This is a genomic window from Rhodococcus sp. JS3073 (genome assembly GCF_026810085.1).
Taxonomy (GTDB): domain Bacteria; phylum Actinomycetota; class Actinomycetes; order Mycobacteriales; family Mycobacteriaceae; genus Rhodococcus_F; species Rhodococcus_F wratislaviensis.
Genome location: NZ_CP113951.1, coordinates 235,136 through 259,910, shown reverse-complemented (window position 1 = coordinate 259,910; position 24,775 = coordinate 235,136). Strand labels below are relative to the sequence as shown.

At 65.8% G+C, this 24,775-nt stretch carries 24 protein-coding genes and 1 pseudogene; 7 read left to right on the top strand and 18 right to left on the bottom strand.

Translation table 11 applies throughout. From position 1 onward, the window contains the following. Nucleotides 1-33 precede the first annotated feature (33 nt). The 8 genes from OYT95_RS01220 to OYT95_RS01185 all read right to left on the bottom strand — a co-directional run bounded on the left by OYT95_RS01220 (nt 34) and on the right by OYT95_RS01185 (nt 8,198). Nucleotides 34-2,232 (bottom strand): helix-turn-helix domain-containing protein, encoded by a 2,199-nt coding sequence (locus tag OYT95_RS01220; RefSeq protein WP_158461216.1) that lies wholly within the window; start codon nt 2,230-2,232, stop codon nt 34-36. A 27-nt stretch (nt 2,233-2,259) separates the two neighbouring features. Next, a complete protein-coding gene (locus OYT95_RS01215) occupies nt 2,260-3,297 on the bottom strand; it encodes an alcohol dehydrogenase catalytic domain-containing protein (RefSeq protein ID WP_128638719.1) in 1,038 nt (345 codons plus the stop codon). Next, complete coding sequence (locus tag OYT95_RS01210; RefSeq protein WP_268790674.1) at nt 3,294-4,625, bottom strand: malate dehydrogenase; 1,332 nt, start codon at nt 4,623-4,625, stop codon at nt 3,294-3,296. The genes OYT95_RS01215 and OYT95_RS01210 overlap by 4 nt, the downstream gene beginning before the upstream one ends. Next, nucleotides 4,622-5,257: a hypothetical protein gene (locus OYT95_RS01205; RefSeq protein WP_268790673.1), complete on the bottom strand. Its 636-nt coding sequence runs from the start codon at nt 5,255-5,257 to the stop codon at nt 4,622-4,624. Before OYT95_RS01205 ends, OYT95_RS01210 begins: the two co-directional genes overlap by 4 nt. Beyond that, on the bottom strand, nt 5,254-6,063 hold the full coding sequence (eutJ, locus tag OYT95_RS01200; protein WP_052032892.1) for an ethanolamine utilization protein EutJ: 810 nt from the start codon (nt 6,061-6,063) through the stop codon (nt 5,254-5,256). The genes OYT95_RS01205 and eutJ overlap by 4 nt, the downstream gene beginning before the upstream one ends. Next, a complete protein-coding gene (locus OYT95_RS01195; RefSeq protein ID WP_200887694.1) occupies nt 6,063-7,439 on the bottom strand; it encodes an aldehyde dehydrogenase family protein in 1,377 nt (458 codons plus the stop codon). Before OYT95_RS01195 ends, eutJ begins: the two co-directional genes overlap by 1 nt. Nucleotides 7,440-7,512: 73 nt before the next feature. After that, nucleotides 7,513-7,836 carry a BMC domain-containing protein gene (locus tag OYT95_RS01190; protein ID WP_052032891.1) on the bottom strand — a complete coding sequence of 108 codons (324 nt, stop codon included), beginning with the start codon at nt 7,834-7,836 and terminating at the stop codon, nt 7,513-7,515. Between the two features lie 71 nt (nt 7,837-7,907). Next, on the bottom strand, nt 7,908-8,198 hold the full coding sequence (locus OYT95_RS01185; RefSeq protein WP_037227912.1) for a EutN/CcmL family microcompartment protein: 291 nt from the start codon (nt 8,196-8,198) through the stop codon (nt 7,908-7,910). Between the two features lie 259 nt (nt 8,199-8,457). Between OYT95_RS01185 and OYT95_RS01180 the strand changes: the two genes are divergently transcribed. The 4 genes from OYT95_RS01180 (at nt 8,458) to OYT95_RS01165 (ending at nt 11,614) form a co-directional block, all read left to right on the top strand. Next, a complete protein-coding gene (locus OYT95_RS01180) occupies nt 8,458-9,453 on the top strand; it encodes a DUF7064 domain-containing protein (RefSeq protein WP_268790672.1) in 996 nt (331 codons plus the stop codon). After that, nucleotides 9,351-10,412, top strand: coding sequence for an HAD family hydrolase (locus tag OYT95_RS01175; protein WP_268790671.1), 1,062 nt, complete (start codon nt 9,351-9,353; stop codon nt 10,410-10,412). The genes OYT95_RS01180 and OYT95_RS01175 overlap by 103 nt, the downstream gene beginning before the upstream one ends. Beyond that, complete coding sequence (gene surE, locus OYT95_RS01170; protein ID WP_268790670.1) at nt 10,409-11,206, top strand: 5'/3'-nucleotidase SurE; 798 nt, start codon at nt 10,409-10,411, stop codon at nt 11,204-11,206. Before OYT95_RS01175 ends, surE begins: the two co-directional genes overlap by 4 nt. 120 nt (nt 11,207-11,326) lie before the next feature. Continuing rightward, on the top strand, nt 11,327-11,614 hold the full coding sequence (locus OYT95_RS01165; protein WP_037227571.1) for a BMC domain-containing protein: 288 nt from the start codon (nt 11,327-11,329) through the stop codon (nt 11,612-11,614). A gap of 399 nt (nt 11,615-12,013) precedes the next feature. On the opposite strand, the gene OYT95_RS01160 is transcribed toward OYT95_RS01165, so the two are convergent. From OYT95_RS01160 to OYT95_RS01150, 3 genes are read right to left on the bottom strand one after another with little or no spacing between them, the layout of a single operon-like run. Beyond that, nucleotides 12,014-12,790 (bottom strand): enoyl-CoA hydratase, encoded by a 777-nt coding sequence (locus tag OYT95_RS01160; protein ID WP_268790669.1) that lies wholly within the window; start codon nt 12,788-12,790, stop codon nt 12,014-12,016. Continuing rightward, nucleotides 12,787-13,866, bottom strand: a complete 1,080-nt coding sequence (locus OYT95_RS01155) for an enoyl-CoA hydratase/isomerase family protein (RefSeq protein WP_268790668.1) — start codon at nt 13,864-13,866, stop codon at nt 12,787-12,789. The genes OYT95_RS01160 and OYT95_RS01155 overlap by 4 nt, the downstream gene beginning before the upstream one ends. Further along, nucleotides 13,863-15,026: an isobutyryl-CoA dehydrogenase gene (locus OYT95_RS01150; RefSeq protein ID WP_268790667.1), complete on the bottom strand. Its 1,164-nt coding sequence runs from the start codon at nt 15,024-15,026 to the stop codon at nt 13,863-13,865. The genes OYT95_RS01155 and OYT95_RS01150 overlap by 4 nt, the downstream gene beginning before the upstream one ends. A 203-nt stretch (nt 15,027-15,229) precedes the next feature. On the opposite strand from OYT95_RS01150, the gene OYT95_RS01145 reads away from it, so the two are divergent. Together OYT95_RS01145 and OYT95_RS01140 are read left to right on the top strand one after the other, a co-directional pair. Continuing rightward, nucleotides 15,230-15,751: a MarR family transcriptional regulator gene (locus OYT95_RS01145; protein ID WP_268790666.1), complete on the top strand. Its 522-nt coding sequence runs from the start codon at nt 15,230-15,232 to the stop codon at nt 15,749-15,751. Next, nucleotides 15,748-16,659 (top strand): LysR family transcriptional regulator, encoded by a 912-nt coding sequence (locus OYT95_RS01140; protein WP_128638713.1) that lies wholly within the window; start codon nt 15,748-15,750, stop codon nt 16,657-16,659. The genes OYT95_RS01145 and OYT95_RS01140 overlap by 4 nt, the downstream gene beginning before the upstream one ends. Nucleotides 16,660-16,744: 85 nt before the next feature. Here OYT95_RS01140 and OYT95_RS01135 read toward each other — a convergent pair whose 3' ends face one another. The 7 genes from OYT95_RS01135 to OYT95_RS44410 form a co-directional block, all read right to left on the bottom strand. After that, entirely contained in the window at nt 16,745-17,959 is a 1,215-nt protein-coding gene (locus OYT95_RS01135; RefSeq protein WP_268790665.1) for a CaiB/BaiF CoA transferase family protein, read from the bottom strand. Between the two features lie 14 nt (nt 17,960-17,973). Beyond that, nucleotides 17,974-19,476, bottom strand: a complete 1,503-nt coding sequence (locus OYT95_RS01130) for an aldehyde dehydrogenase family protein (protein WP_268790664.1) — start codon at nt 19,474-19,476, stop codon at nt 17,974-17,976. Nucleotides 19,477-19,528: 52 nt separating this feature from the next. Then, nucleotides 19,529-20,098, bottom strand: coding sequence for an adenylate kinase (locus OYT95_RS01125; RefSeq protein WP_112302352.1), 570 nt, complete (start codon nt 20,096-20,098; stop codon nt 19,529-19,531). A gap of 77 nt (nt 20,099-20,175) precedes the next feature. Then, on the bottom strand, nt 20,176-21,081 hold the full coding sequence (gene mmsB, locus OYT95_RS01120; protein WP_112302353.1) for a 3-hydroxyisobutyrate dehydrogenase: 906 nt from the start codon (nt 21,079-21,081) through the stop codon (nt 20,176-20,178). Between the two features lie 282 nt (nt 21,082-21,363). Continuing rightward, nucleotides 21,364-23,070, bottom strand: coding sequence for a DEAD/DEAH box helicase (locus OYT95_RS01115; RefSeq protein WP_268790663.1), 1,707 nt, complete (start codon nt 23,068-23,070; stop codon nt 21,364-21,366). A gap of 647 nt (nt 23,071-23,717) precedes the next feature. Then, a complete protein-coding gene (locus tag OYT95_RS01110) occupies nt 23,718-24,179 on the bottom strand; it encodes a QcrA and Rieske domain-containing protein (protein ID WP_052033557.1) in 462 nt (153 codons plus the stop codon). Between the two features lie 264 nt (nt 24,180-24,443). Then, entirely contained in the window at nt 24,444-24,584 is a 141-nt protein-coding gene (locus OYT95_RS44410; protein ID WP_328286529.1) for a hypothetical protein, read from the bottom strand. A gap of 34 nt (nt 24,585-24,618) precedes the next feature. Here OYT95_RS44410 and OYT95_RS01105 point away from each other — a divergent pair. Beyond that, nucleotides 24,619-24,750 (top strand): annotated as a pseudogene (locus OYT95_RS01105) (IS6 family transposase); the annotation flags it as partial. Nucleotides 24,751-24,775: the final 25 nt, after the last annotated feature.

Sequence of the window (24,775 nt, the reverse complement as noted above, 5' to 3'; positions counted from 1 at the left end):
GCCGGTTTCACGGTGAGGGCGTGCACCGGGCTTCTAGCCGAGGGAAGGCGGGGACTCGCCGTCGAGGTCGCTGACCGCCTGAGTGACCTGCAGCAACCGCAATGCCAAATCCGCACGCATTCGGTCGGCATGCCGGGACAGGTCCAGGTTGGTGAGTTTGCGGATCAGCTCGAGCCGATACGCGAGCGTCTTCGGGTGCACGAACAACCGTTCTGCCGCGTCCTTCTGTGAGCAGTTGGCGTCGAAGAAGGTGCGCAACGTTTTCAGCAGCGACCCATCGGATTGCTGGTCGTAGTCGAGCAGGGGTTCGGTCACTTCCTTGATGAAGCCCTGCAGGTCGGGGTTGTCACTGCTACCGAGAAGTAGGCGGACGATGCCGAGTTCGTCGTACAACGACACCGTGCCCAGCCGGCGGGAGGCGGCGTGCGCGGTCTTCGCCTCGCCGAATGCTTGCGGATAGTCCACGGGATCACTGCGCGCCGAGCTCACCCCCCAGGAGATCCGCAGATCGGGGTGTGCCTGTGTGGTGATTTTGTGCAGCTCGTCGAGCAGGTCGCGGGAGCGTTCGCGATCCTTGATCGGGGCCAGGGCAACGATCCAATTGCCCCGCACGCTGGTCAACGTCAGCGGTGTCGGCTGGGTGCAGCTGCGGATTCCGTTGAGCATGGTGCGGCGCAACGCGTCCGAGGAGGAAGTGTTCCAGCCCTCCTGGGCGGCGAGGGCGTCCATGTTCTCGAGGACACCGTAGAAGATGCGGTGGTAGCCGCGTAGCCGGATGCCCATCTGGTGGGTGCGGCTGCGGGCGGCCGACCGCTGCTCCGCAGTGCCTTCCATCAGATCCCACAGGATCTGGTCGAGAGCTTCGGCACGGGCGGCGCTGGCGGCGCGTTGCTGCAGTTGTGCCAGCGAACACACCATCGCCGCTTGGCCACAGGCCACTTCCATGATGTCGGCGTCCTCGGTTCCGCCCACCAGGCACACGGCCCCGTACTGGTTCTCGGCGGCGATGACCGGGTGTGCCCAAATCGTCTTGCCGTCGGCGGCGGTCAGCCGGGTGGCCCGGTGGGGGAGGGTGCCGTTGCGTCCTAAGACTTCCCGAAGCAGGGTCGTGGTGTCGAGGGTTCGCGGGTAGGTGGCCTCGACTTCTCCGGTGGCCGACAGGATGGCGACACCACACCCGAGGTCGGTGCCGACCGTGCGGGCCACCGAGCTGGTGACCGCGGTGTTCGCGAGCACGATTTCGATCAAGGAGTGCTGCAAGGTGGAGGAGCGGTTGAGCAGGCTCAGCTGCCTCTCGAGAGATATGCGGGTGGATTCGAGTTCGTCGACGGTGGCTCGCTGGGCGTCGTAGAGTCGGCCGTTCTCGATCGCGATGGTGGCCAGGTCAGCCAACGCCACCAGGCGGCGGACGTCCCGGTCGGTGAACGAGGAATACCGCCGCCGCCACACCTCCAGGACACCGATCAGGTCGCCGTGCACGACGAGCGGAACGGCCAGCGCCGACCGGGTGGCTTCCTGCTCGGCGAGTGACATGAAATCCGAGCTGATCGTCGAATCGTGCAAGTAGCTATCGATTTTGGCTACTTTCCCGGTTTCGAAGACCAGGCCCGCAACGCCCTGTCCGCGCTTCATCACCAGCCGCGCGGTGTCGACGACGCGGTGACCGGCGCAGCTGCGCATCCGCAATTCGTCGCCTTCTCGCAGGAATACCCCGCAGATGTCCGATTCGGACATGCGCAGGGTGTGGTTCGTGATCGACAGCAACACCTGGTCGAGGTCGCGGGCGCTGAGGATCTGGTGTGTGACCCCGCGCATGACCTCGGCTTCGTCGTCGAGTGCGGCCAGTTCGTCCGTCAAGGATGTCGCCCGGGCGGTCAATTCGATCCAGACGCATACCTGTCGGAGAAGATTTTGATCGAGTGCGGGCCTCGTGTGCTCGTTGAAGGGCTCTGCCAGAACGACGGCGAATGTGCCGATGGTGGCGGCGCGATCACGCAGCACACCCGCTCCGCACTCGAGAGCGGCTAGCTGGGCCTGGTCTGCGCAGTCTTCGGCACCGGCAAGGACAACCCAGTCCAAATCCTGGCGTTGCAGGACACTGGCTCGGGTGTCGCCGCATGCCGCAACTACTGCCTCGGCCGCGGCGACCGGGTTTTCCGGCAGAAGACTGGCCAGTAGTGACCGCAGCCGGTTGGCAGACCCCATTGGTCCGTCGTCGGTGGTGTCTGCCACGTCCATACCCGCCTCGCCACTCCGCCTCTAGGGCACTTCGATGACTGCCTTCAGCGTACGGCGCTGGGTCATCGCGTCGTATGCTGCGGGCGCGTCGTCGAGGCTGACCCGTCTGTCGATGATGATCGTCGGGTCGATGGCCCCCGCGGCCACCAATCCGGACAGTCGATCCCGGTCGCGAATCGCGTTGCCGATCGCAAATCGTAGGGTCAGCTCGTCGGCGAACGACTTGGCTACCGGCAGCGGCCAGGTCGGCTGCTGGTGGACGCCGACCGAGACGACGGTGCCGCGGCGGCGGACGAGCCCGAAGGCGGTGTCGAGTCCGCGTGGTCCGCCGACCGCCTCAATGACGGCATCGGCGCCGCGGCCGTCGGTGACCGCATCTATCAGTCTCCGGGCGTCGTCCGGAGCGGCGACGAGGGCGCCGTGCTCATGAGCGATGGCGCGGCGGTCCTCGACCGGCTCGACGAGGACCACCGGGCCGGCCGAGCACGCCTGCGCGGCGAGGCTGGCCATCTGGCCGACCGGACCACCACCCACGACGGCGACGGTGTCGCCCGGAGAAACGTCGCAGCGCTGCACGGCCGCGTACCCGGTGGCCAGGATGTCCCCGAAGAACAGTGCGCTCTCGTAGGGGATGTCATCTGCGATGGAGTGTAGGACGACATCGGCGTGGGGAACGCGGACGATCTCGGCTTGAGCGCCGTCGAGAGCAGGACCGAAGGCAGCGCCTGTACCGAAGAACTGACGCTCTGCGCACTCCCAGTGGTTTCCGCTCCGGCACCACCAGCAATGTCCGCAGGCGGTGAAGTCGGCGCCGCTGACCCGGTCGCCGGGGCTGAAGGTGCGCACGGCGGTGCCGATCTCGAGGATCGTCCCGGCGAACTCGTGGCCGAGGACCGCACCGCTGCTCATCCCATTGGGGTGGGTGATGGTGTGCAGGTCCGTTCCGCAGATCGCGGCCCGGTGCACCCTGACCAACGCGTCGGTGGGAGCGATGAGGGAAGGGTCGGGCACCTGGATGACCTCGACGCGCCCGGTATCGGCGAACACTACGGCCTTCATGAGGCGACCGTCGCTTTCTCGAGAACCGAGACTCGCTCGGATATCCGCGCGGCAGCAGTCCGTACCGCGGCGAGCTCGTCCTCGGCGAGTGGAAGCTCGACGATCTCCTTTAGTCCGCCGCGCCCCAACTTGGTAGGCAATCCGACGTAGCCGTCGCTGATGCCGTACTGGCCGCGAGCGCGGACCGTCGCCGCGATGACCTCGTCGGAATCGGTGGCCATGGCCAGGACCATCCGGGCGGCCGAGGCGCCGGGGGCGAAGAACGCGCTTCCGGACTTGAGCAAACCTACGACCTCGGCACCGGAATTGCGTGCGCGGTCGACGAGTGCGGTGACTGCGCCCTGCGGAAGAGTCTGAGTGATCGAGGTGCCGGCGACTCTGGCTTGGGACAGGGGGATGACCATCTCGTCACCATGACTGCCCAGCGCCAGTGCGGTGATGTCGGAGGGTGCGGATTGGGTGGCCAAGCCAGTGAGGGCCTGGAAACGGGAGCTGTCGAGTACGCCAGCCATGCCGATCACGCGTTCGGCTGGGAGCCCGGCGGCCTGCCACGCGTGGTGCGTCATCTCGTCCAATGGATTCGTCACGATCAGCAACACGGTGTTGGGGGAGACTGCGGCGGCGTCGCGGGCGAGCCCACCGACGATCCCGGCGTTCACCTCCACGAGGTCGGTGCGACTCATTCCGGGTTGGCGGGCCCTTCCTGCGGTGATGACGACGTAGTCGGCGACACCGGCGTCGGCCAGGCGCGTGACCCCGCGAACCTTGGTGTCGAACCCCAGCAACGCCGTCGAGTGTGTCAGATCCAATGCGATGCCCGCGGCGAGCCCGTCAGCGATATCGACGAGTACGACTTCCTCGATGATGTTCGCCTCGGCGAGCTTCATGGCGGTGATCATGCCGACGTGTCCGGCGCCGACAACCACGACTCTGTGAACGGATTTGCTGCTCGCCGGCTGTGACGGTGGGGTGGAGCGGGGGCGGTGCAGGACCGCCGGTGCGACAGCTGGGTCCAGCGGTGCGCCTCGCCGATACAGCGCGGGGGCGGGCGGCCGTAGCGGCCGGGGCGGCGCCTGAAATCCGTTCGACCGCGGCCGGCGGAAGGCCGGCGCCTCCGGTGGCACCGGTGTTGGTGCCGATCCGTTTCGGACCGTCGGAGGTGTCGGGGTTCCGCCGCCGGAACGGGGGCTTCCGACGATGACCGTGATTCCTCGTTCCCGGGCACGCTCCCGCGCCAGCGGGGTCACGATGTCCTTCGGGCCCACAACGAGTTCCGCCACTGTCGACTCGGTGGCCGCCTCGACCGCATCGACCCCGAAGACGGTCATCGCCGCGTCTCCTCGGTCCCTTCGAGGGATTCGAGTGCGGCGACCGCGGCGTCGCGGGCTGTGGCTACTTCACTTTCACTGCCGGCCAGGAACAGTCGTCCGAACCGCCCGACGGCGCGGATTTCGATCACAACGATATCGGCCGCCTTTTCTGCTTCGTTCGCCGCCAATGACACATAGGCTGCCGGCGCGACTTCCATGACGAACAGGCTCGAACCGGGCATCAGCAGGGTGCCTTTACGCCACTTGTTGAGCAGCTGCGCCTGGTAGCCGTGCACGTTGGTGATGAACTGAGTCGAGGCCACCACCGGCTTGATGCGGTCGGTTTCCTTCATACCCAGCGCGTCGAGCAGCGCCTCGCCGGCGGCGAGGACCTCGGCCTGGTGTTCGGAGTGAATCTCCAGCAGGCCGAATTCGCGTTCGATGATCTGCAAGGCGGGCCGGACACCGGAGGACTTCAAAGCGATGTCGGCCGCTCGGAACACCTCGTTGCCCGGTGCCATCTCGACAAACAGCTCGGCCATACCGGCCAGGGGCGGATCGCCGGGGCTGGTCGCGGCGATGTGGGCCGCGCACTGCGGCTGCATCCGATCGATGAATGCGTATGTCCGTAGAGTTGCCTTGCCTGTCATGACGCGTACCTCGCGATTCCCAATGGTGTGATGAGCAGCGCGTGCGGGTAAGCCCGCACGCTGCGACCCAGATATTTGCTGATGGTGGTGTCGGCGCCCGGAAGCATCAGAGCGCCGCCGGCGAGATGAAGTTCGAGGTGCTCGGCGCCTCGGGTCAGATCCCGAATCGACGAACCGATCCGTTCGATTCCCGGTCGCAAGATTGCAAGGTGGTCGTCGGTGCCAGCGCGTTTTAGTTCTTCTGCCTCCGCGACCGTCAGACCTCGGGAGCCGGCCAGGATCAGGTCCAGGTGATGACCGCCGCCGGGACGGTCATCGAGTGCGGTGAGCTCTCCGGACTGGAAAACTCCGACCCCGGTCGAGCCACCACCGACATCGATGACCACGCCGTCGGTGACCTCGAGTGTCTTGTTCGCGGCGCTGACCTCGTCGATCAGCGTGACCTCGTCGAAACCGGCCCCTTCGAGCACGAATCGGCAGGCGCGGCTGTCAGCTTCGCCGATGCATGGGGGGAAGGCGGTCGCGGCATTGTGTAGCTCGACACCCAGTTCTGCTTCGGCGGTTGCTTTCAACTTCCTCACGGCCGCCGCGGCGGCGGCGAAGTCCACTACCACCCCGTCGCGGACCGCGGCGGTCCGGTCGAAGTCGATCCATACCGGCATGCCTTCGGCATCGACCACGGTGATGACGCAGGTCGCAGTCCCGAGGTCGATGCCGGTGCGCAGGTCGCCGTCGTAATCCGTTCGGGCCGAACGGATGCGCTGATGTGCTTCCTCGAGTGTCCGCGCGACCTCTTGTGGAGACATCAGTCGAACACTCCACGCCAGGGCCGGGCTTCGTGGGCGATCCGTTTGATGTTCACCAGGTGTAACGGTGTGACGTTGTCCGAGCAGATCGAGCCACTCCAGGTACCGGTACCGATCTGGAAGGACGGGTCGACGTTCGTCGAGTAGCCCATTCCGCCGAACAGGGCGGGAGTGTTGACGACGATCCGGCCGGCGGGCAGTTCACCGAACTTGGCCACGACCTCGGGGTCGGAGGTGTGGACAGCGACGGTATGGCCTTCCCCGCCCAGGGCCAGGATTTCCCGGCAGCGCCGCCACCCAGCCTGGTAGTCCGGCTCCCGATACACCGTCAGGACCGGGCCGAGGATCTCCCGTGACAACAGGACGTGATCGCCGACCTCGTCGAGTTCCGCGGCGAGAACCTTCGTCGACGCGGGGACTGTGAAGCCCGACATCTCGGCCAGCCGAACCGCGGATTGGCCCACGGCGTTCGCGCGTAGCCCACCGCGCTCGTCGAAGAGCGTCCTGGTCAGGGCCGCCTGCTGATCCTTGGTCATCCAGGTTGCCCCGGCGCGCCCAAGTTCCTGGACCAGCTGGTCGGCGACGGGCGCCGCGATTACCACCGATTGTTCTGCCACACACGCCGTTCCGTTGTCGAACGACTTCGAGGTCACGATCATTGTCGCGGTTTCGGCAAGATCCTTGACCGTCGAGTCGACATAGGCGGGTACGTTGCCGGCGCCGACCGCGATGGTGGGCTTCCCGCTCGAGTATGCGGCGGCCACCATTGCTGGCCCGCCGGTCGCAAGGACCAGTCGTATGTCGCCGTGCCTCATCAGTTCCCGGGTTGCATCGAGGGTCGGCTGTCGCAGGCAGGAGACGAGATTCTCCGGGGCACCGGCGTGTACTGCAGCTTCCGCCATGATCTCCGCGGCTCGGGCCGAGCAGCGTGCTGCGCGGGGATGAGGGGCGTGGACCACTGCGTTTCCGGCTTTGACCGAAGCCAAGCTCTTGAACAGTACGGTTGCCGTCGGATTGGTAACCGGGATAATCGCCGCAATCACACCCATCGGTGATCCGACCGCGGTGACCTTGTTCTCCTCGTCGGCCCACAACACTCCGACCGCCCGGCGTTCGAGCATCCAGTCCGCGACGAATCCGGTGTTGAAACGGTTCTTGATGATCTTGTTCTCATACACGCCGTAGCCGGTTTCGTCGACGGCCATCCGGGCGAGCTCTTCGGAGGCGTCGTAGCCGGCCTTCGCCATTGCTCGCACGATCTCGTCGAGCCACTGCTGGTCGGCGCCTTCGATAGCGTCGAAAGCCTTCTTCGTTGCGGAGACTTGCGCGCGAACATCCGCCAGCGCCGCCAGGTCCGCGTCAAGCGTTGCTGTCACGGTCATTTACCTTCCATGGCTTGGTGTCTGGGCGTAGCCGTCGGCTACGCCCAGAGCTGTGATGGATTGCGTCTCACGCGCCCTTGGGTCGAGCCAGGTTCGACAGCACGCCTTCGGTCTCATCGTGGGGGCGGGGAATGACGTGCACGGAGACGACCTCACCGGCCTTACCGGCGGCGACCGCGCCGGCATCGGTGGCAGCCTTGACCGCACCGACGTCGCCACGCACCATCACGGTGACCAAGCCGCCGCCGATTTCGCGGTGTCCTAGAAGCTGCACGTTCGCCGCCTTGACCATGGCGTCGGCCGCCTCGATAGCACCGACGAGTCCCTTGGTCTCGATGAGGCCGAGCGCTCCGGCACCTCGTGCGGGAAGGGTGTTCTGGGTGGTAGCCATGGTGTTTCCTCCATTTACGTTGGGGCTGGGTGGATCAAGTGGTGTTCTGTGCGGTGCGCGAGTCTGTGTCGTCATTTCGAATACGTCACCTCGCCGTGCGTGATGACCGTGTCGGCGATCGCGACGATCGCTTGGTCGACCGGGACACCTGCGGTGGCCGCGTCGACCCGGGCTGCGCTCCCTGAGACGACGAGGACAACTTCTTCCTGTCCCGCGCCGACGAGGTCCACGGCAGCGTACGACTGGCGTGGCACAGCACCCGGTGCGGAATCGATATCCTCGACCACCAGAATCGTTGTTCCCCCGAGTTCGGGGACTTTGGCGGTGGCCACGACCTGGCCGACAACACGTGCGAGTCTCACCGGTGACCGCCTCTTCTTCGGGTGTCGAGTGAACGGGATCGATGCACTCCCGCTCACCCCAAGTGACCCGGGAGTGCATCGAGGAGGACGCTACGACGATGCCCACCCAAGTCTGTTATCTCTGACGGATAGCCTCAGCCCGGGTAGTTGTCCCGCAAGTATGTGGCGGGGGCATCTGGAGTTCGGCAAGGTGTGCAATTGATGAACGGCCGCTCGACGTAGTGACCGTGCGGCCACAGCGAGAGCCAAGGAGACCCAGATGATCGAAGACATCGACGCAGATTTCCACACTCCGACCAGCGACGATCCGACCTGGACCGAGACAAATTTCTTCGGGTTCTACATCCCGGAAGCCGCGCTGAACGTCGGCGTCTACGCCCTGTTCCGGCCGAACGTGGGCGTCGCGATCTCTACGATCGCCATGAACTCGAAGTTCGTGCAGGCGCCATGGCAGGCTGAGTACTGGGATGCCCAGCATCACCTCCCCATTCCGGAGCCGCGCAACCTGCGCGACTACCGGCTCGCGAACGGCCTGCACGTCGTGTGCAAGGAGCCGAACCGGGTGTGGGACGTCGAGTTCGACAACGGTGACGATGTGTCGCTTGCCTTCCGGTACACCGCGGTGGCTGATGCGTTCGATATTCACGATCCGAAGCAGGACCCGATCGTCGCCAAGCAGGCCGAAGACGGTGTGTTCGCCTGGGGTGAGGCGTACGCCGGCCACTTCGATCAGACTGGACACTTCGAAGGCGAAGTGAACCTGCGCGGCAAGAACTACGCCGTCGACTGTGTCTCGACGATGGACCATAGTTGGGGACTGCGGTCCGAGCACCAGGGCCACACGATGAGCTGGCTACACGCGCACTTCTCCAAGGACTTCGCCGTGCACGGCATCTTCGACTTCGATCCCAACGGAGGGCCGGACGCCCCCACTGAACTGTCGCTCCAGCACGGCTATGTCGTAGACAAGGGCGAACTCTACGGACTGGCCGCCGGACGGGGACGCACCATCCGAGAGGGGTTCTTCGCCAAGTCGGTCGAGCTCGACCTCACCGACAGCGAAGGACGCGAATACGAACTCCAGGGATTCGCACGGACCAGCTTCCCGTGGCAGGCGGGCCCCGGAACCGTCGGGTACAACGTGCTCGCCGAATGGCGTTCGGGTTCGCAACGCGGCTGGGGAGAGATCCAGGACTTCATTGGCCCCCAGCAACTCTGCAAGATTTACAGCGCGACACCGTCCGCCGGCCGCTGACCATGTGCCGACCGGAACCGCCTCGAGCGGTGATCTTCGATCTCGACGGCACTCTGGTGCAGACACGAGAAGCATCCTGGCGAGTATTCGAGAAGATCAGCGCTGCGCACCATCTCGGAATCGTCGACCCCGAGCAGTTCTACGAGATGTTCGCGAACAACTTCTTCGTCTCCCTGCGTAACCTCTGCCGTGACGCCGAGCACGCGCACGCCGTCGAAGCGGACTTCATGCGCAGTCTCGGTGCCGACTACGCCCCCCTGCTGATTCCGGGGATGGTTGACATCGTGAAGGCGCTGGTCCCGCACGCGACTCTGGCCGTCCTGTCCTCGAACTCCACCGAGGTGATCCGCAGAATCCTGCGCAAAAACTCACTGACATACTGCTTTTCGCACGTCTTTGGCGGTGACGTGGAACCGGACAAGAGAAAAGGGATCCAGCGTTTTCTCGACGATGCAGCTCAAGGGTCCGGGCGGCGGTGCCAGGCTTTCTACGATGAGTCGGCGATCGGGAGTCCCGTGCCGGCCCAGTCGACGGCCATCATCACCGACACGGTCGGTGACGTCGAGGCGGCCGTGAAGTCGGGGATCCGCGCCATCGGCGTCGCCTGGGGGATGCACACCGAGGAACAACTGCTCACTGCAGGAGCGGAATTCGTCGCCATCTGGCCCCAGGAGATCTTGGCGCACCTGTTCGGCAGTTCAACCGCGACGCCGGCATGCGTGTGCCCGGCCCAACCCGCCATAGGGCTGCAGACGTCCGAAGCGGTTTCGGCCGCTCCGGCGGCCCGGATGCAACGTAGAGCGGCCGGAGCGAAGGCAATGCAAAGACGGATGACCTCGCACGGGGCCCTGCCGCACGAACATCAGCAAGTGCAGTCCATGCCGGGTCCAGCGCCATCCTCGCACGAACCTGGGGGAGAGAACGAGTTGCTGCTCGCTGTCCGATTGGCGATGCCATGACGCATCGCCCGCACGTGCTGGTCACCAATGACGACGGGATCGACGCGCCGGGACTTCTCGCCCTCGCGCACACGGCGTGTGAACAGGGCTACGACGTCACGGTCGCGGCGCCTCATCAGCAAGCGAGTGGGAGCGCGGGCGGGTTGACGATGTTCTTGGTCGACGAACGCATCGAAGTGAGCCATCGTCGGCTTCCCGGCCTGCCGGGAGTCGAGGCGTACTCGGTCGCCGCGCATCCCGGCATGATCGCGCTGGCCGCGGTGCTCGGCCGCTTCGGCCCAGTGCCCGACCTCGTGCTCTCCGGCATCAACGAGGGCTCCAACCTCGGTGCCGCGGTGTTGCACTCCGGTACTGCCGGCGCGGCGATGGTGGCGGGGGCGCACGGTGTGACTGCGCTGGCGGCATCGCTGCACCTCGATTTTGAACTCGAGGAACCCCCCGCCGACGGCTCTGCGCGTTACTGGGGCACGGCCGCGGATGTTGTCGGCGCGATCTTGCCGAAGATTTTGTCCGCCGATGCGGGATCGGTGTTCAACCTCAACGTGCCCAACCTGCCCACCGAGGAGACACGGCCCCTGGTCGGAGCGGCGTGGACCCTGGCGGGCACGGCGCCGACCTTGCTTCCATTCATCGCCGACTTCGACCGGCGTGCCGCTGCACTTCCTGTCGGGAATCTGTCGGCACCCGGCATCAAAATTATCGACGGGTCCGACATCGCGGAAGTGCGGAACGGACATCCCACGCTGTCACTGCTCCAATGGCGCGGAGACACCGCGATCGACTGGATCGAATAGGTCCACGAGGCGAGCGAGCGCAGCCGGAAAGTGGCAGTCGCTGCAGTGTCGGCCTCGCCTGGTGCCGATATCGGCAATGTCTTGATCAATAACGCTACTCACGAAGTGGGAGGTAGGACAATGAGTTCTGGTGCTGTTGGATTGATTGAAACGGTGGGCTTGATCGGTGCCATCGAAGCCGCTGACGCCATGGTCAAGGCTGCCAACGTCGACCTCGTCGGATACCGGACACTGCGCAACGGGCTGGTCACGGTGATGGTCCGCGGCGACGTCGGAGCGGTCCAGGCTGCGGTCGACGCAGGGGTATCGGCAGCGCGGAGCACGGGCGAGTTGGCGACATCGCATGTTATCGCGCGTCCGCACGGTGATACCGAGGACGTACTGGCCGCAGCGATACCCGCGGTCTGATCCATTCCCATTTGTTAGCGGGACTGAGATCAAGTTCTCACGCCGCAGTTGTTGACCTCCTCGCCGAGGGCGCTCACCTCGTTGGAATCTCCATGGGAGGTGTCGTAGCGATGTGAGCGACGGGTCTGGCCCCCCGAGATAGTCCGATCACTGACCGTGATCGAGCCCCCGCACTGCCGAGTGGTGCCGGCCGCCCTGCGGCCCATAAACTTGCAACAGCAATACGCGAGCATTTTGAAGCAGCAGATCCCACTGACTTGGAAACATTCGCCGGCGGATTTCTCGCCGTAGGGCAACGAAGGCCGGAAACCAATCCGATCCACCGTCGCCGAAACGCGTCACGCAACCACGAAGGCCCCGCACCGACGACGTGGTGCGGGGCCTTCGTGCCGACAGATACTAGCGGTGTGTGAACTGCGGCGTGCGCTTCTCCACGAACGCGGCCATGCCTTCCTTCTGGTCCTCGGTGGCGAAGGTGGAGTGGAAGACTCGCCGTTCGAAGCGGATCCCTTCGGTGAGGGTGGTCTCGAATGCCCGGTTGACGGCTTCCTTTGCCATCATCGCGATGGGCAGTGACATCTCGGCGACGGTGGTGGCGGTCTGGAGTGCTTCGTCGAACAGGTCGGCGGCAGGGACGATGCGGGACAGGAGGCCGGCGCGTTCGGCCTCCTCGGCGTCCATGGTGCGGCCGGTCAGGCACAGTTCCATGGCCTTTGCTTTGCCGATGGCGCGGGTGAGTCGTTGCGATCCGCCGATGCCGGGGATGACGCCGAGTTTGATCTCGGGCTGACCGAACTTGGCGGTGTCGGCGGCGAGGAGGATGTCGCACATCATTGCCAGCTCGCAGCCGCCGCCGAGGGCGTATCCGGCGACTGCGGCGATGATGGGTGTGCGGGCGGCGGCGATGCGGTCGCCGATGGAGAAGAAGTCGTCGAGGTAGACGTCCATGTACGACTTGGGCTGCATTTCCTTGATATCGGCGCCGGCGGCGAAGGCGCGGTCGGAGCCGGTGATGAGGATGGCGCCGATGTTGCTGTCGGTGTCGAGTTCTTCGACGGCGGTGACGATTTCGCGTAGAAGCTGGGTGTTCAACGCGTTGAGTGCTTTCGGGCGGTTGAGGGTGATGATTCCGACTCGGCCTTTGCGGTCGAGGAGGATGGTGTCGTAGTCGGTCACAGGTTGTCTCCGGTTGTGGTGGGTGGGGTGAGGCCGAGTTCGAGGTCTCCGAGTGGTGCGAAGAACGCGTCGACCTGCGCGTCGTCGACCTCCTCGATCGTGGCGGGCGACCACTGCGGGTTGCGGTCCTTGTCGACGACCTGCGCCCGAATACCTTCGACGAGGTCGGGCGAGCCCAGGCAGGCGACGGACACCCGGAACTCGTCGCCCAGGACTTCCTCGAGGCTGCCGGCCTGCCGGGCGCGGCGCAGCGATTTCAGGGTGACCGCGCACGCGGTCGGCGACTTCGAACGCACCTGCTCGGCCGCCTTCGCCGCCTCGGGGATCCCGCTACCGCGCAGGCGGGCGACGATGTCGGTGACACGGTCGGCCGAGTACGCGGCGTCGATCCAATCCTGCTGCGCCAGCAACTCCGATGCCGGTGCCGGTTCGGTGAACTGTGCGAGCGCATCCTGAACGGTCGTGGTCGACAGCGCGTCGAGGAACTGCCCGATCTTCTCCGACGGGATGAAGTGGTCGGCGAACCCGCAGGCGATCGCGTCGCCGGCGCTCAGCCGTGCCGTCGTCAGGGCGATGTGGGTGCCGAGCTCGCCCGGGGTGCGGGCGAGCAGGTAGGTGCCCCCGACGTCGGGGACGAACCCGATCCCGGTCTCGGGCATCCCGATCATCGACCGTTCGGTGACGATCCGCACGCTGCCGTGCGCCGACACCCCGACCCCGCCGCCCATCACGATGCCGTCCATGATCGCCACGTACGGTTTGCCGTAGTTCGCGATGGCCGCGTTGAGGATGTACTCCTCGCGCCAGAACTCCCGCGACCCGGTGCCGCCGTCCTTGGCGTCGTGGTAGATCGACACGATGTCGCCGCCGGCGCACAGGCCCCGCTCCCCGGCCCCGGTGATCACCACCGCCCGCACCTCGTCGTCGCCGGACCACACCGCCAGGGCCGCCGCGATCTGCCGGACCATCGCATGGTTGAGTGCGTTGATCGCCTTGGGCCGATTGAGCACGATGCGGCCCAGACCGCCGCTCTTGTCGATCAGAACTTCCGGTTCGGTGGATACCGCGTCAGTCATGCCGCTCCTTGCTTTCCCTGCCGGGCTCCCCCGACGACGCTCCGGGCGATGACCAGGCGCATGATCTCGTTGCTGCCTTCGAGGATCTGGTGCACGCGCAGGTCCCGGACGATCTTCTCTATTCCGTACTCGGCAAGATAGCCGTAACCCCCGTGCAGTTGCAGCGCCCGGTTGGCGACCTCGAAACCGGTGTCGGTCGCGAACCGCTTCGCCATCGCACACAACTCCACCACATCCGGGGCGCCCTCCTCCAGCGCGGCCGCCGCCCGCCACAGCAACGTGCGTGCCGCTTCCAGTTCGGTGCGCATGTCGGCGAGCTGGAACTGCAGCGCCTGCGATTCGATCAGCGGCGACCCGAACGCCGTGCGGTCGGCCAGGTAGGCGACGGCCTTGTCCAGCGCGGTCTGCGCGCCGCCCACCGAGCACGCCGCGATGTTGAGCCGGCCACCGTTCAGCCCGGCCATCGCGATCCGGAAGCCACCACCCTCGGAGCCGAGCAGGTTCGCCGCCGGCACCCGCACGTCCTCGAAGATCACCTGACGGGTGGGCTGGGCGTTCCACCCCATCTTCACCTCGTTCGGCCCGAACGACAGACCCGGCGAACCCTTCGGGACGATGAACGCCGAGATCCCCCGCGGACCGCTCTCCCCGGTGCGGGCCATCACGACATAGACATCGGACGTACCGGCACCGGAGATGAACTGCTTGACCCCGTTGAGCACGTAGTCGTCGCCGTCGCGGACCGCCTTGGTGCTCAGCGCCGCCGCATCCGAACCGGCGCCCGGTTCGGTGAGGCAGTAGCTGCCGAGCTGATCCATCGAGCACAGCCCGGGCACCCACGCGTGACGCTGCTCGTCGTCGCCGAACCTGTCGATCATCCACGTGACCATGTTGTGGATGGAGATGTAGGCGGCGATCGACGGGCAGCCCTTGGCGAGCTGCTCGAAGATGCGGGCGGCGTCGACGCGAGTCAGCTCGGATCCACCCACGTCCTCGCGGATGTAGATCCCGCCCATCCCCAGCGACGCCGCCTTGCGGAGGACGTCCACGGGGAAATGCTTGGTCTGATCCCATTCCACGGCGTGCGGTGCGAGATGCTCGGCCGCGAAGTCGCGGGCAGTGTCGCTGATGGCCCGCTCGTCATCGGTCAAGGTGAACATATGAATCGACCCTTTCAGATCGGGGAAGTTGGAAGTACTATAGTTGGACATCCAGGTAAATCGCCAGTGGGTGTGACCCAATCCAAACCAATCGGGCCGGGACGCGCCCTCAACAGGGGCGAAGATCTCGGCCATCAACGGCGACGATCCGAAACACGCACGCAAAGTGCCGATTTCGACTCCCGATAGCAAGGAGGCTTCCGGTGGCCATTGCCCAACCACCCATCTCGGCGCCGGTCGCCGACTCTGTGGCGGCGCCCTATGCGCCGCTGCTCGCCGCAGTACTGCAGACGCAGAAGCTGATCGCCCATCACCTCAACGCAACGCTTCGTCCACTCGGACTGTCCTTCGCCCGGTATGAAGTCTTGGCCATGATCGTCGCCGCGAATGGCCCACTGCCCATGGTGCAGATCGTCCGCGCTCTCGATCGTCATCCCACCACCATCGGAACGCTGATCGACGGACTCGAAGGTTCCGGGTTGGCCGTACGGGCGACCAATCGCTCCGATCGCCGCTCGACCCTTGTCTCGGTCACCGACAGGGGCCGCGAGGTGGCTGTCTCGGCGACCCGCGCCCTCGATGCCCTCGCCCTCGTGGACCCGAATATCATGAGTCGTCTTCACGACGATCTGCACCATCTCCTCTCCGCAACCCGACGTGCATTGACCGCCGCACCGGGCGGACAGCGCATCGCGGCGGCGGACTTGCCGGGAGGCCGGCCGTGACCGACGCACGCAACATCCGCTCGGATGACCTGCGGTATCTGCTCGCCGTGGCGCGAACCGGTCGCCGCCGATCCGCGGCCCTGGACCTGGGCGTCGACCACACCACCGTCTCACGGCGAATACGCGCCCTCGAGAAGGCCCTGGGTGTCCGTCTGCTACAGCGCAGCGCCGACAGCTGGGAGCTGACCGACGTCGGCCGATCGATCGCCGAAAAGGCGCGACTGATCGAGGACGCGGTTCAGGAAGCCGCCGACGTGGTCCTCGGCATCGGTGAGAGTTCACTGCGGGGAACCATCCGGATCACCGCCCCGGACGGATTCGGGTCGTTGTTCGTCGCGCCCGCTCTGGCCAAGCTGCGGATGAGTCACCCGCACCTTGTCGTCGAGTTGATCACGGATACAAGGCAACTCAATCTCTATCAATCAGGGTTCGACCTCGCCGTTGCGGTGGGCACACCGATCACCAGTCGACTGGTCTCCGAACGCGTGTGCCAGTACTCGCTGGGGCTGTACGGCAGCGAACAGTACTTCGGCGACCACGGTGAACCCGGCAGCCTGGACGAGCTGACAGCGCACCCGCTGGTTTTCTTCGTCGATTCTCTGCTGCAGGTCGGGGATCTCGACCTGAGCCGTCATCTCCCCGGTGTTGCGGCAAAGTTCATGTCCACCAACATCTTCGCCCACGTTGCTGCCACACGGTCCGGTGGCGGCATCGGACTGTTACCGGCGTTCATGGCGGACCAACACGCCGATCTGCGCAGGATCTTGCCCGATGCCGTCGACGTCCGGCTCGCCTTCTCTCTGGCCGCGCGCCGCGAAAGCCTCACCAATCCGGCGGTCCAGGCCGTCCGGCAGGCGATTCAGGAAGAGGCGCGCAGTCGGCGAGCCGAACTGGTCCCCACCGTGTAATTGCCGACGGCACTGGGGGCGGCGTCGCAGGACGCAGACTCCTGCAACGCCGCGGACCGTTGTGCCAGTCGGACTCTCACCGCACTCACACCTGCGCGGGCACCATGGTGTCGAGCGGATCGGTGGTGTCGACCGTGTCGAGCCAGTGGAGGATCTGTTCGGTGTGTTGTCCGAGCACCGGCGGCGCAGCATGCGCGGACCGCACCAGTGACTCACCGCCGGCCGTTTCCATCCGCAGCGAGGGACCCGGCAACTGCACCGGCCCCACCACGGGGTGGTCGACCTCGAGCAGTAGTCCCTGGCTGCGGGTCTGCTCCCACTCGTAGACCTCGTCGATCGTGCGGATCGACCCCGCGGGAACACCCGCGGCCTCGAGCTCGGCGAGGATATCGACCCGTGTGCGGCCTGCGAAGTCGGCCTCGATCGCGGCGATCAACGCATCCCGGGCCGCGACCCGGTCCCGGTTGACGGCGAACCGCGGATCCTGTGCCGACAGACCTGCCACCGGCGCGAACTTTGCCCAGATCGCCTCGCTGCCCACCGCGATCTGGACGAATCCGTCCCCGCAGCGGAAGCTTCCGTACGGTGCGATCTGTGGGTGGTGATTGCCGGACCTCTGCGCGACCTGGTCGCCGACCGTCCACTTGGTGCCCTGGAAGGTGTGGGCGCTGATCGCGGCGGCCAACAGGGACGTCCGCACAACCATGCCCTTGCCGGTCTTCTCCCGCGACGCCAGCGCCGCCGACACCCCGGCGGTGCCATGCACGCCGGCGAGGACGTCGGCGATCGGGACTCCGATCCGCGTCGGCTCCCCGGCGGGGTCACCGGTGACCGACATCAGCCCGGCTTCGCCCTGGGCGATCTGGTCGTAGCCGGCGCGGGACCCCTCCGGGCCGTCATGCCCGAAGCCGGTGATCGACAACGTGATCAGACGCGGGTTGAGCTCCTCGAGCACGTCGGCGGGAAAGCCCAACCGGTCGAACGCGCCCGGCCGCAGGTTCTCGATCAGCACGTCGGCCCGCCGGATCAGCCGACGCAGCGCATCCTTGCCGTGCTCGGATTTGAGGTCGAGCACGATCGATTCCTTGTTCCGGTTCGCCGACATGAAGTACGACGACTGCGGGTCATCTTGCGGCCCGACGAACGGCGGCCCCCACGTGCGGGAGTCGTCGCCGGTGCCCGGGGCTTCGACCTTGATCACGCGGGCTCCGAGGTCGCCGAGCATCATCGCGGCGATGGGTCCAGCCAAAGCCCGCGAGAGGTCGAGCACGAGGATGTCGTTCAGTGGTCCGACAGTCATGGTGCGCTCCCTTCTCAGAGTGTGCGCAGGCGCACGTTGACCTGCTTGGTCTGGGTGAAGCCGGCGATCATGCCCTCGAGTGACACTTCGCGGCCGAGGCCACTCTGCTTGTATCCGCCGTAGGACTGGCCGACCATCTGGCCTCCGCCCTGGTTGACCTGCACCCACCCGGTTTCGAGGGCGTGGGCGGTGGACAGAGCCAGATCGAGGTTGTGTGTCCACACGTAGGCGGCCAGACCGTAGTGCGAGTCGTTGGCCATCTCGATGACGTCGGAGTGGTCGTTCCACGGGATCGCGACGAGCGCGGGTCCGAAGATTTCCTCCCGGGACAGGCGCCAGGAGTTGTCGGCGCCGGAGAACACGGTCGGTCCCATGTAGTAGCCGTCGGAGTTCGGGATCGTGGCGGGGGATCCGTCGAGGACCGTCGACACCTTGGACGAGCTCAGGCCGTCGTCGAGGAACCCGCAGACGGAGGCGAACTGCGTCTCGTTGATGATGGCGCCCATGTCCGTGGATTCGGCGAGCGGGTTCCCGACCTCGAGTCCGGCCAGGGTGGTGACGAGCCGGTCGAGGACCTCGTCGTAGATGTCCTGGTGCAGGAACAATCGGGAACCAGCCGTGCAGCTCTGGCCCTGGCGGTGCACCCGGGTCGACAGCAGCAGTTGATTGATGAAGTCGTCGTCGATGTTCACGTCGGGGAACACGATCGAGGGGTTCTTGCCGCCGAGTTCGAGGGAGACGTGTGCGAGACGGCCACCGGCCTCGCGGGCAACATGCCGGCCCACCTCGGTGGAGCCGGTGAAGGAGATCTTGTCGACGTCGGGGTGCTGGACGAGGGCTTCGCCGGCGACCCTGCCGGATCCGGTGAGGACGTTGAGCACACCGGCCGGCAGGTGTTCGGCGCAGATCTCGGCGAGCAGCAACACGCTCAGCGGGGCCGCCTCGGCAGCCTTGACCACGACGGTGTTGCCCGCGACGAGGGCGGCGGGGATCTTGAATCCGGCGATCATCAGCGGGGAGTTCCAGGGCAGGATGCAGCCGATGACGCCGAGCGGCTCCTGGCGGGAGTACTGGAGCTGATCGTCGCCGGCGGGCAGGACCGTGCCCTTGATCTCGCCGGCGACACCGGCGAAGTACCGGAACAGGTTCGCCAGTGTGGCGACCTCGGGGCGCGCCTGGGTGCGCAGCGCGTTTCCGGTGTCGAGGGCGGTGAGGCGGGCCAGTTCCTCGGCGCGCGCGTCGATGGCGTCGGCGATCTGGCTCAGGATCCGGCCTCGTGCCGTGAAGTGCTGAGAGCGCCACCGGGGGAAGGCCTTCTGCGCGGCACGCACCGCGCGATCGACGTCTTCGGTGCCCGAGGCGGGGACACGGCCGATCACATGCTTACGCAGGATCGGGGTGGTCACATCACTCCACTGACCGGACAGGGCTTCCACCCAGGCCCCGTCGACGAACATGGGGTAGTCGCGGGCGTCGGGAATGTCGAGCTCAGCGAGTGAGGTTTGTGTGGAGGTCATGTCGGAATCTCCTTGATATACGGATGGCGCTGCTGGGGTGCAGGGAACAGTGCTAGGTGGACGGAGCGACGCTTCCGCGTTCGGACAGCGCGCCGATCGCGTGGGCGTAGACGTCGTCGACCTCACCTTCTGCATCGACCGAGAGAAGGAGTGGCGAGTAGTAGTCGAGCAGCGGTCGGGTTTCGTCGTGATAGACCCGCAGACGTCGACGAATGACGTCCTCGGTGTCGTCGGCGCGGCCGCGGGCCAGCATCCGTTCGACGACCGCATCGTCCGCGATCGAAAAGTCGAGGACGGCGTCGATCTGGCTCAGCTGCCCGCCGAGGAGCTCATCGAGGGCGATTGCCTGAGTCACGGTGCGGGGGAAGCCGTCCAGAATGAATCCTGTGGCCGTGTCGTCGGCTGCGAGACGCTCCGCGACCATACCGATGGTGACCTCGTCCGGGACCAGTTCGCCGGCGTCGAGGAACGATTTCGCCGTCCGTCCCAGTTCCGTGCCCTGTGTGATGTGGCTACGGAACAGATCGCCGGTCGAGATATGGGGGAGCTGCAAGGCCGTCGAAAGCGACTGCGCCTGTGTGCCTTTACCCGCCCCCGGCGGCCCTGTCAGAATGATGCGCACAACGAATTCCTTTCACATCGAGCAGCGTCTCACGCCCGGCGCCGCAGCAGCACGGGGTGAGGTCTACGTGGGAGGGGCTACGACTGTTGTGCCTGCGCGTCGAATGCGCCGGCACGGATCGCCGTTACGATCGCCGAGAAGTCGCGGCCCGGGCCGTCCTGGGCGACGAACTGTTCGTAGAGTTCGGTGGCGCGTCGTCCGAGCACTGTGTCGACACCGTTGTCCGCCGCGGCTGCCTGCGCGAGTCGAAGGTCCTTGAGCATCAACGCGCTCGCGAATCCGCCGGCGTAGTCGCGGTTGGCGGGGCTGGTCGGAACCGGTCCGGGAACCGGGCAGTTCGTGGTCAACGCCCAGCACTGACCGGACGCGGTCGACGAGACGTCGAACAGGGCCTGGTCGGTCAGACCCAGCTGCGCGCCCAGCGCGAAGGCTTCGCTGACGGCGATCATGGAGATCCCCAGGATCATGTTGTTGCAGATTTTCGCAGCCTGACCTGCTCCGGAGTCGCCGCATCGGACGATGCGGGCTCCCATGGCGTCGAGAAGTGAGCTGGCCTGCTCCACCGCGTCGGCCGGGCCGCCGACCATGAACGTGAGGGTCCCGCCGTCCGCGGCGACCGTGCCTCCGGACACCGGGGCGTCCACCGCGCGATGCCCGGCGCCGACAGCCAGTTCAGCGGCTGCCCGCGCATCGGCGACATCGATCGTCGAGCAGTCGAGGAAGAGGGTTCCCCGCTGGGCGGCCGGAACCAGGTCGGCATAGACGTCGAGCACGTGCTTACCGCTGGGCAGCATCGTGATGATCACCTCGGCACCTTCTGCTGCCTCGACAGCAGATGCAGCAGAGCCGATTCCGCGTGATGTTGCCATCTCCGCTGCCGCAGGGGAGGGATCGAATCCGATGACCGTGTGGCCGTTGGACACCAGATTCGTGGCCATACCCAGGCCCATGTTCCCGAGCCCGAGGAAAGCGATCTTGCTCATCTGTACTCCTAGCGGTGTGATAGCCGAGTGTCACGCGGAGACCGAGGGCGTGCCCAGCAGGTGACATCAACTCGTACGAGCTCATGGATGACCCCGAAAACTGTTCGTTAGCTTTCTGGCGGGGCCGAACACAAGTGTGCCGGGGGAAGGAAGGCGGGGGAATCACCGAACCTGCAACCGGGATGTGCAAACTTGCATCGCCGCAGGTAACACGGTGTGAACTGCTCCCGATATACCGCCGGAAAATGCCCACCTGGGAGCTGGCTGGTCCAGGCATCATTCCTACTCGAACATGCTTTCGGGAAGCCAGTCTGCGTCGAACAGTCGCGCGAGCTTCCCGAACGCCCCGAGATCACCATCGACACTGGCTGATGTCACCATGAGCCGATTGATCATGATCCGAGCCGCCTGCTCCTCCACCGTTCCGGCGGCGAACAGGAGTGACCATGAGCAAACCTGCCCGTCGCGATGCGCACGACCCATCGTTTGGTGTGCGGCAATTCCGGAGTAGCGAGGCTGGTGGAAGAACCCGATGCGACGTGCCGATGAGGCGCGGGAACCGTCGACCATCAACTCGGACGCCTGCAGATTGATCGCAGATGCGGTGTTGAACACCACGACCGGGTTGTGGCCGCGCTGAAATCTCATGCGCTCCGTCTCGAGATCGCCCCCGCCGAAGATGCGCGAGACGCCAATGCCGTGCTCCTCCAAGAGGCTGGCTACCGGGTCGGCGGCCGTGGTGACCAATTCGACGGCGACGAGTACCTGGTAGCCGCGTTCGACGTGTGCGGCTACCAACTCGGCGGTCTGCGGGGCTCGCAGCATGCCTGCCTTCTGCCGGAACCGCATCAGAGCGGCACGGCCGCGGGCGGTGTCGTTCCCCTGGCGGGCGATCCTCATCGCGCTCCGGAACTCACTCCAGTCCTGGTGGTACGCAGCCCATTGTGTGGCGGTGAAGTCGAGTGGCAGGCCGTCGACAGGTGGCGGCCCCCAGGGTGCGTCGCGATGCACCATGACGGGCGGGTCGCAGTCGGTCATCCACTTCCGGACGCGGGTGACGGCCTGATGCTGCAGCCGCTGAGAACCTTTTGCTTGGTCGTTCCAGTCCCATTTCCCCTTGTCCCACCCGGGAGCCAGGGGAAGTCCACGCTCGACCAGCCTCTGACCAAGATCGGCCCACTCGCCCGGCGGGTCATCGTGCAGCTGCGCGAAAAGCGAAGACAAGTAGGTGTATTCGCCTGGGTGATGCCCCGGCGTCGCCGTCACGGTTATCACGAACGGCGCCTTCTCTGGCGGCGCGGAGAGGCGGTTAATGCGCCGCTGGTACTGGGTGCGCTGGGCCGTGAGGTGCCTGAATTGCTGTGCCTCGTCATTGATGATGAGGGAAAAGGAGTATTTCGGTTGGCCGTTGCGTCCGAGCAACTTCTTCAGCTGGTCCGGAGAGATGATCAGCCACCGATACCCACCGTCGCCGAACGCAGCGAGGGCGTCGCGCCACGCGGCGATGGTGATCTGGGCTGGCCGGTCCACGGTGATGAGTACGGTGTCGCCGCCCCCCAATTTCAGCGCAGCTTTCGCGCCGATGATTGCGCTGCCGGTCTTGCCTACACCGGGCTCGTCTGCCAACAGAAATCCGCGCTTGCCGTGGTGAAAGGCCATCGCGATCGCCTCCGCGGCGTCCACCTGTTCTGGCCGCGGTATCTTGTGGAAACCAGTAGCGCCCGGTTGCCGCACGCCGTTGAAGTCCTCTTCGACCCAGCGAGCGTATGAGTACGGCTTCGACGCGTAGACGGCGAGTTCGTCAGGCAATCGAGCGCCGATGTAGGCATACGCTTTGAGTGCCTTGTAGTACTTGGCACCGGGCGCGGATGCCCGATAAGGGACATCGAGGATCCAGATCCGCTCCCCGTGCCCCGGGGTGGGTATCAGCGGCGCGGCGCTGGCTCGTCTGGGACTGGAGCGTCGCCGGGTGGTCTTCCGTGCGGCCATGATCGTCGGCTAATCCCGGGGCGAATCGCCGGGATCGACGATGTCGACTGCGGCCGGTGTGGCGGCGACCGTCGCGGCGGCTTGCGTCGAGGAAACGCGGGCTGTCGCAGCGGGCGCGGGGGCCGACGCAACGGCAGGTCGAGTATCTACGTCGATAGTTTCCACAACCTCAGGTTCGGCCAACGGTTCCAGTGCTGTCGACTCTATATTGGTTTGCGGCATTGGTTTGCGGCGCAGCCACGAAGTCTGGCGGATTTCATGACGTGGGGTTGTCGAAGGCATCGAGGCGTTGGAAGCTGAGTTGACTCGGAGGCCTTAGTGTCCATCGCGACTCCTGTGAGGCGAATGACCGGGGTAGCGGCACAGCGGGGTTGTCTGGATTGCGTCATGCGTGAGTGATTTGTTTCGACGACTTCATCCGTCTGCCTCATCGAGGCAGGGGTGACACCGCCCGGGCGGGAGGGACCCGTGGCCAGGGCGGTCCAATAAGAATGTAGGAACTCGCTATCGGGCAGGGCGCGTAGCGCCACGCTCATGGCAGCTCCTCCGTTGCGACAGTATTGACGGTCCACGCTGTCGTCTTTCTGTCGCACGACGAGTCGGTGGCGCCCGCATCAGCGTGGCCACCGACGGCGCTGTCACATACCTCAGCCGACCACGACCGAGTCACCCTGAACGGAGACGCTTCGTGGGACGAGCGGAGCGAACGCCGGACCGGTGTGCACGGACCCGTCGAGATTGAACTTGCTGCCATGGCACGGGCAATTGATGGTGCCGCCGGAGACGTCGGAGACGGTGCATCCCGCGTGCGTGCATGTCGACGAGAACCCGCGGAAGTCACCACCGGTGGGCTGTGTGACGACAACATCGCCGAGCACCGTGCCGCCACCGACGGGAACGTCGCCGGTCGGCACGGTTGCACTCGCGGGCTTCGCGGCTGGCCTGGCGCTGGCGCCGGGCGCAGCCGAGGCGTGGGTTCTACGGAACAGCGCGCTGCCGGCAGCCAAGGCGGCTGCCGCAGCGCCGATACCGACGAGAACTGTTCGGCGGGGAAGCGCTAGTTGATCGCTCCGCAGGCTCTGCTGCTGGTTATGGTCGTCGGACGGCATGTCAGGTCGCTCCCTTATCTGGGGCTGAGGTCGATGGACTCTCATTAGTTATAACGAGAGACGGGGACGACTGGTTCACACGCGCCACACCGGGCAGGCTGTGCCCGACTCCACTGCTGCACCTGAAGCGTCGCGAACGATCAGGTGGTTGTTCTCGTTGCTCAGGCGCTCGGGCTCGATCGAGCGCGGGGGAGTGGGCGGGCTCGCCTACGCGGGCTCGAGGTCGCGCTCGAACTCGAACTCGTTTGCATCCCGAATCGGGACCTAGTAGTAGCCCACATCGGGGATGTCCGGCTTCAGGGTCCGTCTCGTCTCGTCCACTGCGTCGCATCGAACAGCCGACAAGCGGAAGCCGCGTCGCTGGTAGAACTGCATCGAGTCGAGGTTGTCGTTCGGCGTGACCAACCACAGTCGCGAACAGCCTTGTGCACGGGCGATCGAACGCGGTGTCGTGTTGTCCTACGGGACGATCCGGCGCTGGTGCGCGAAGTTCGGGCAGGACCGAGCGAGCCGGCTGCGGCCACACCGGGCACGACCGGGCGATAAGTGGCACCTCGACGAGGTCTTTATGAGTAGCGCGACCACCACGAGTCGCG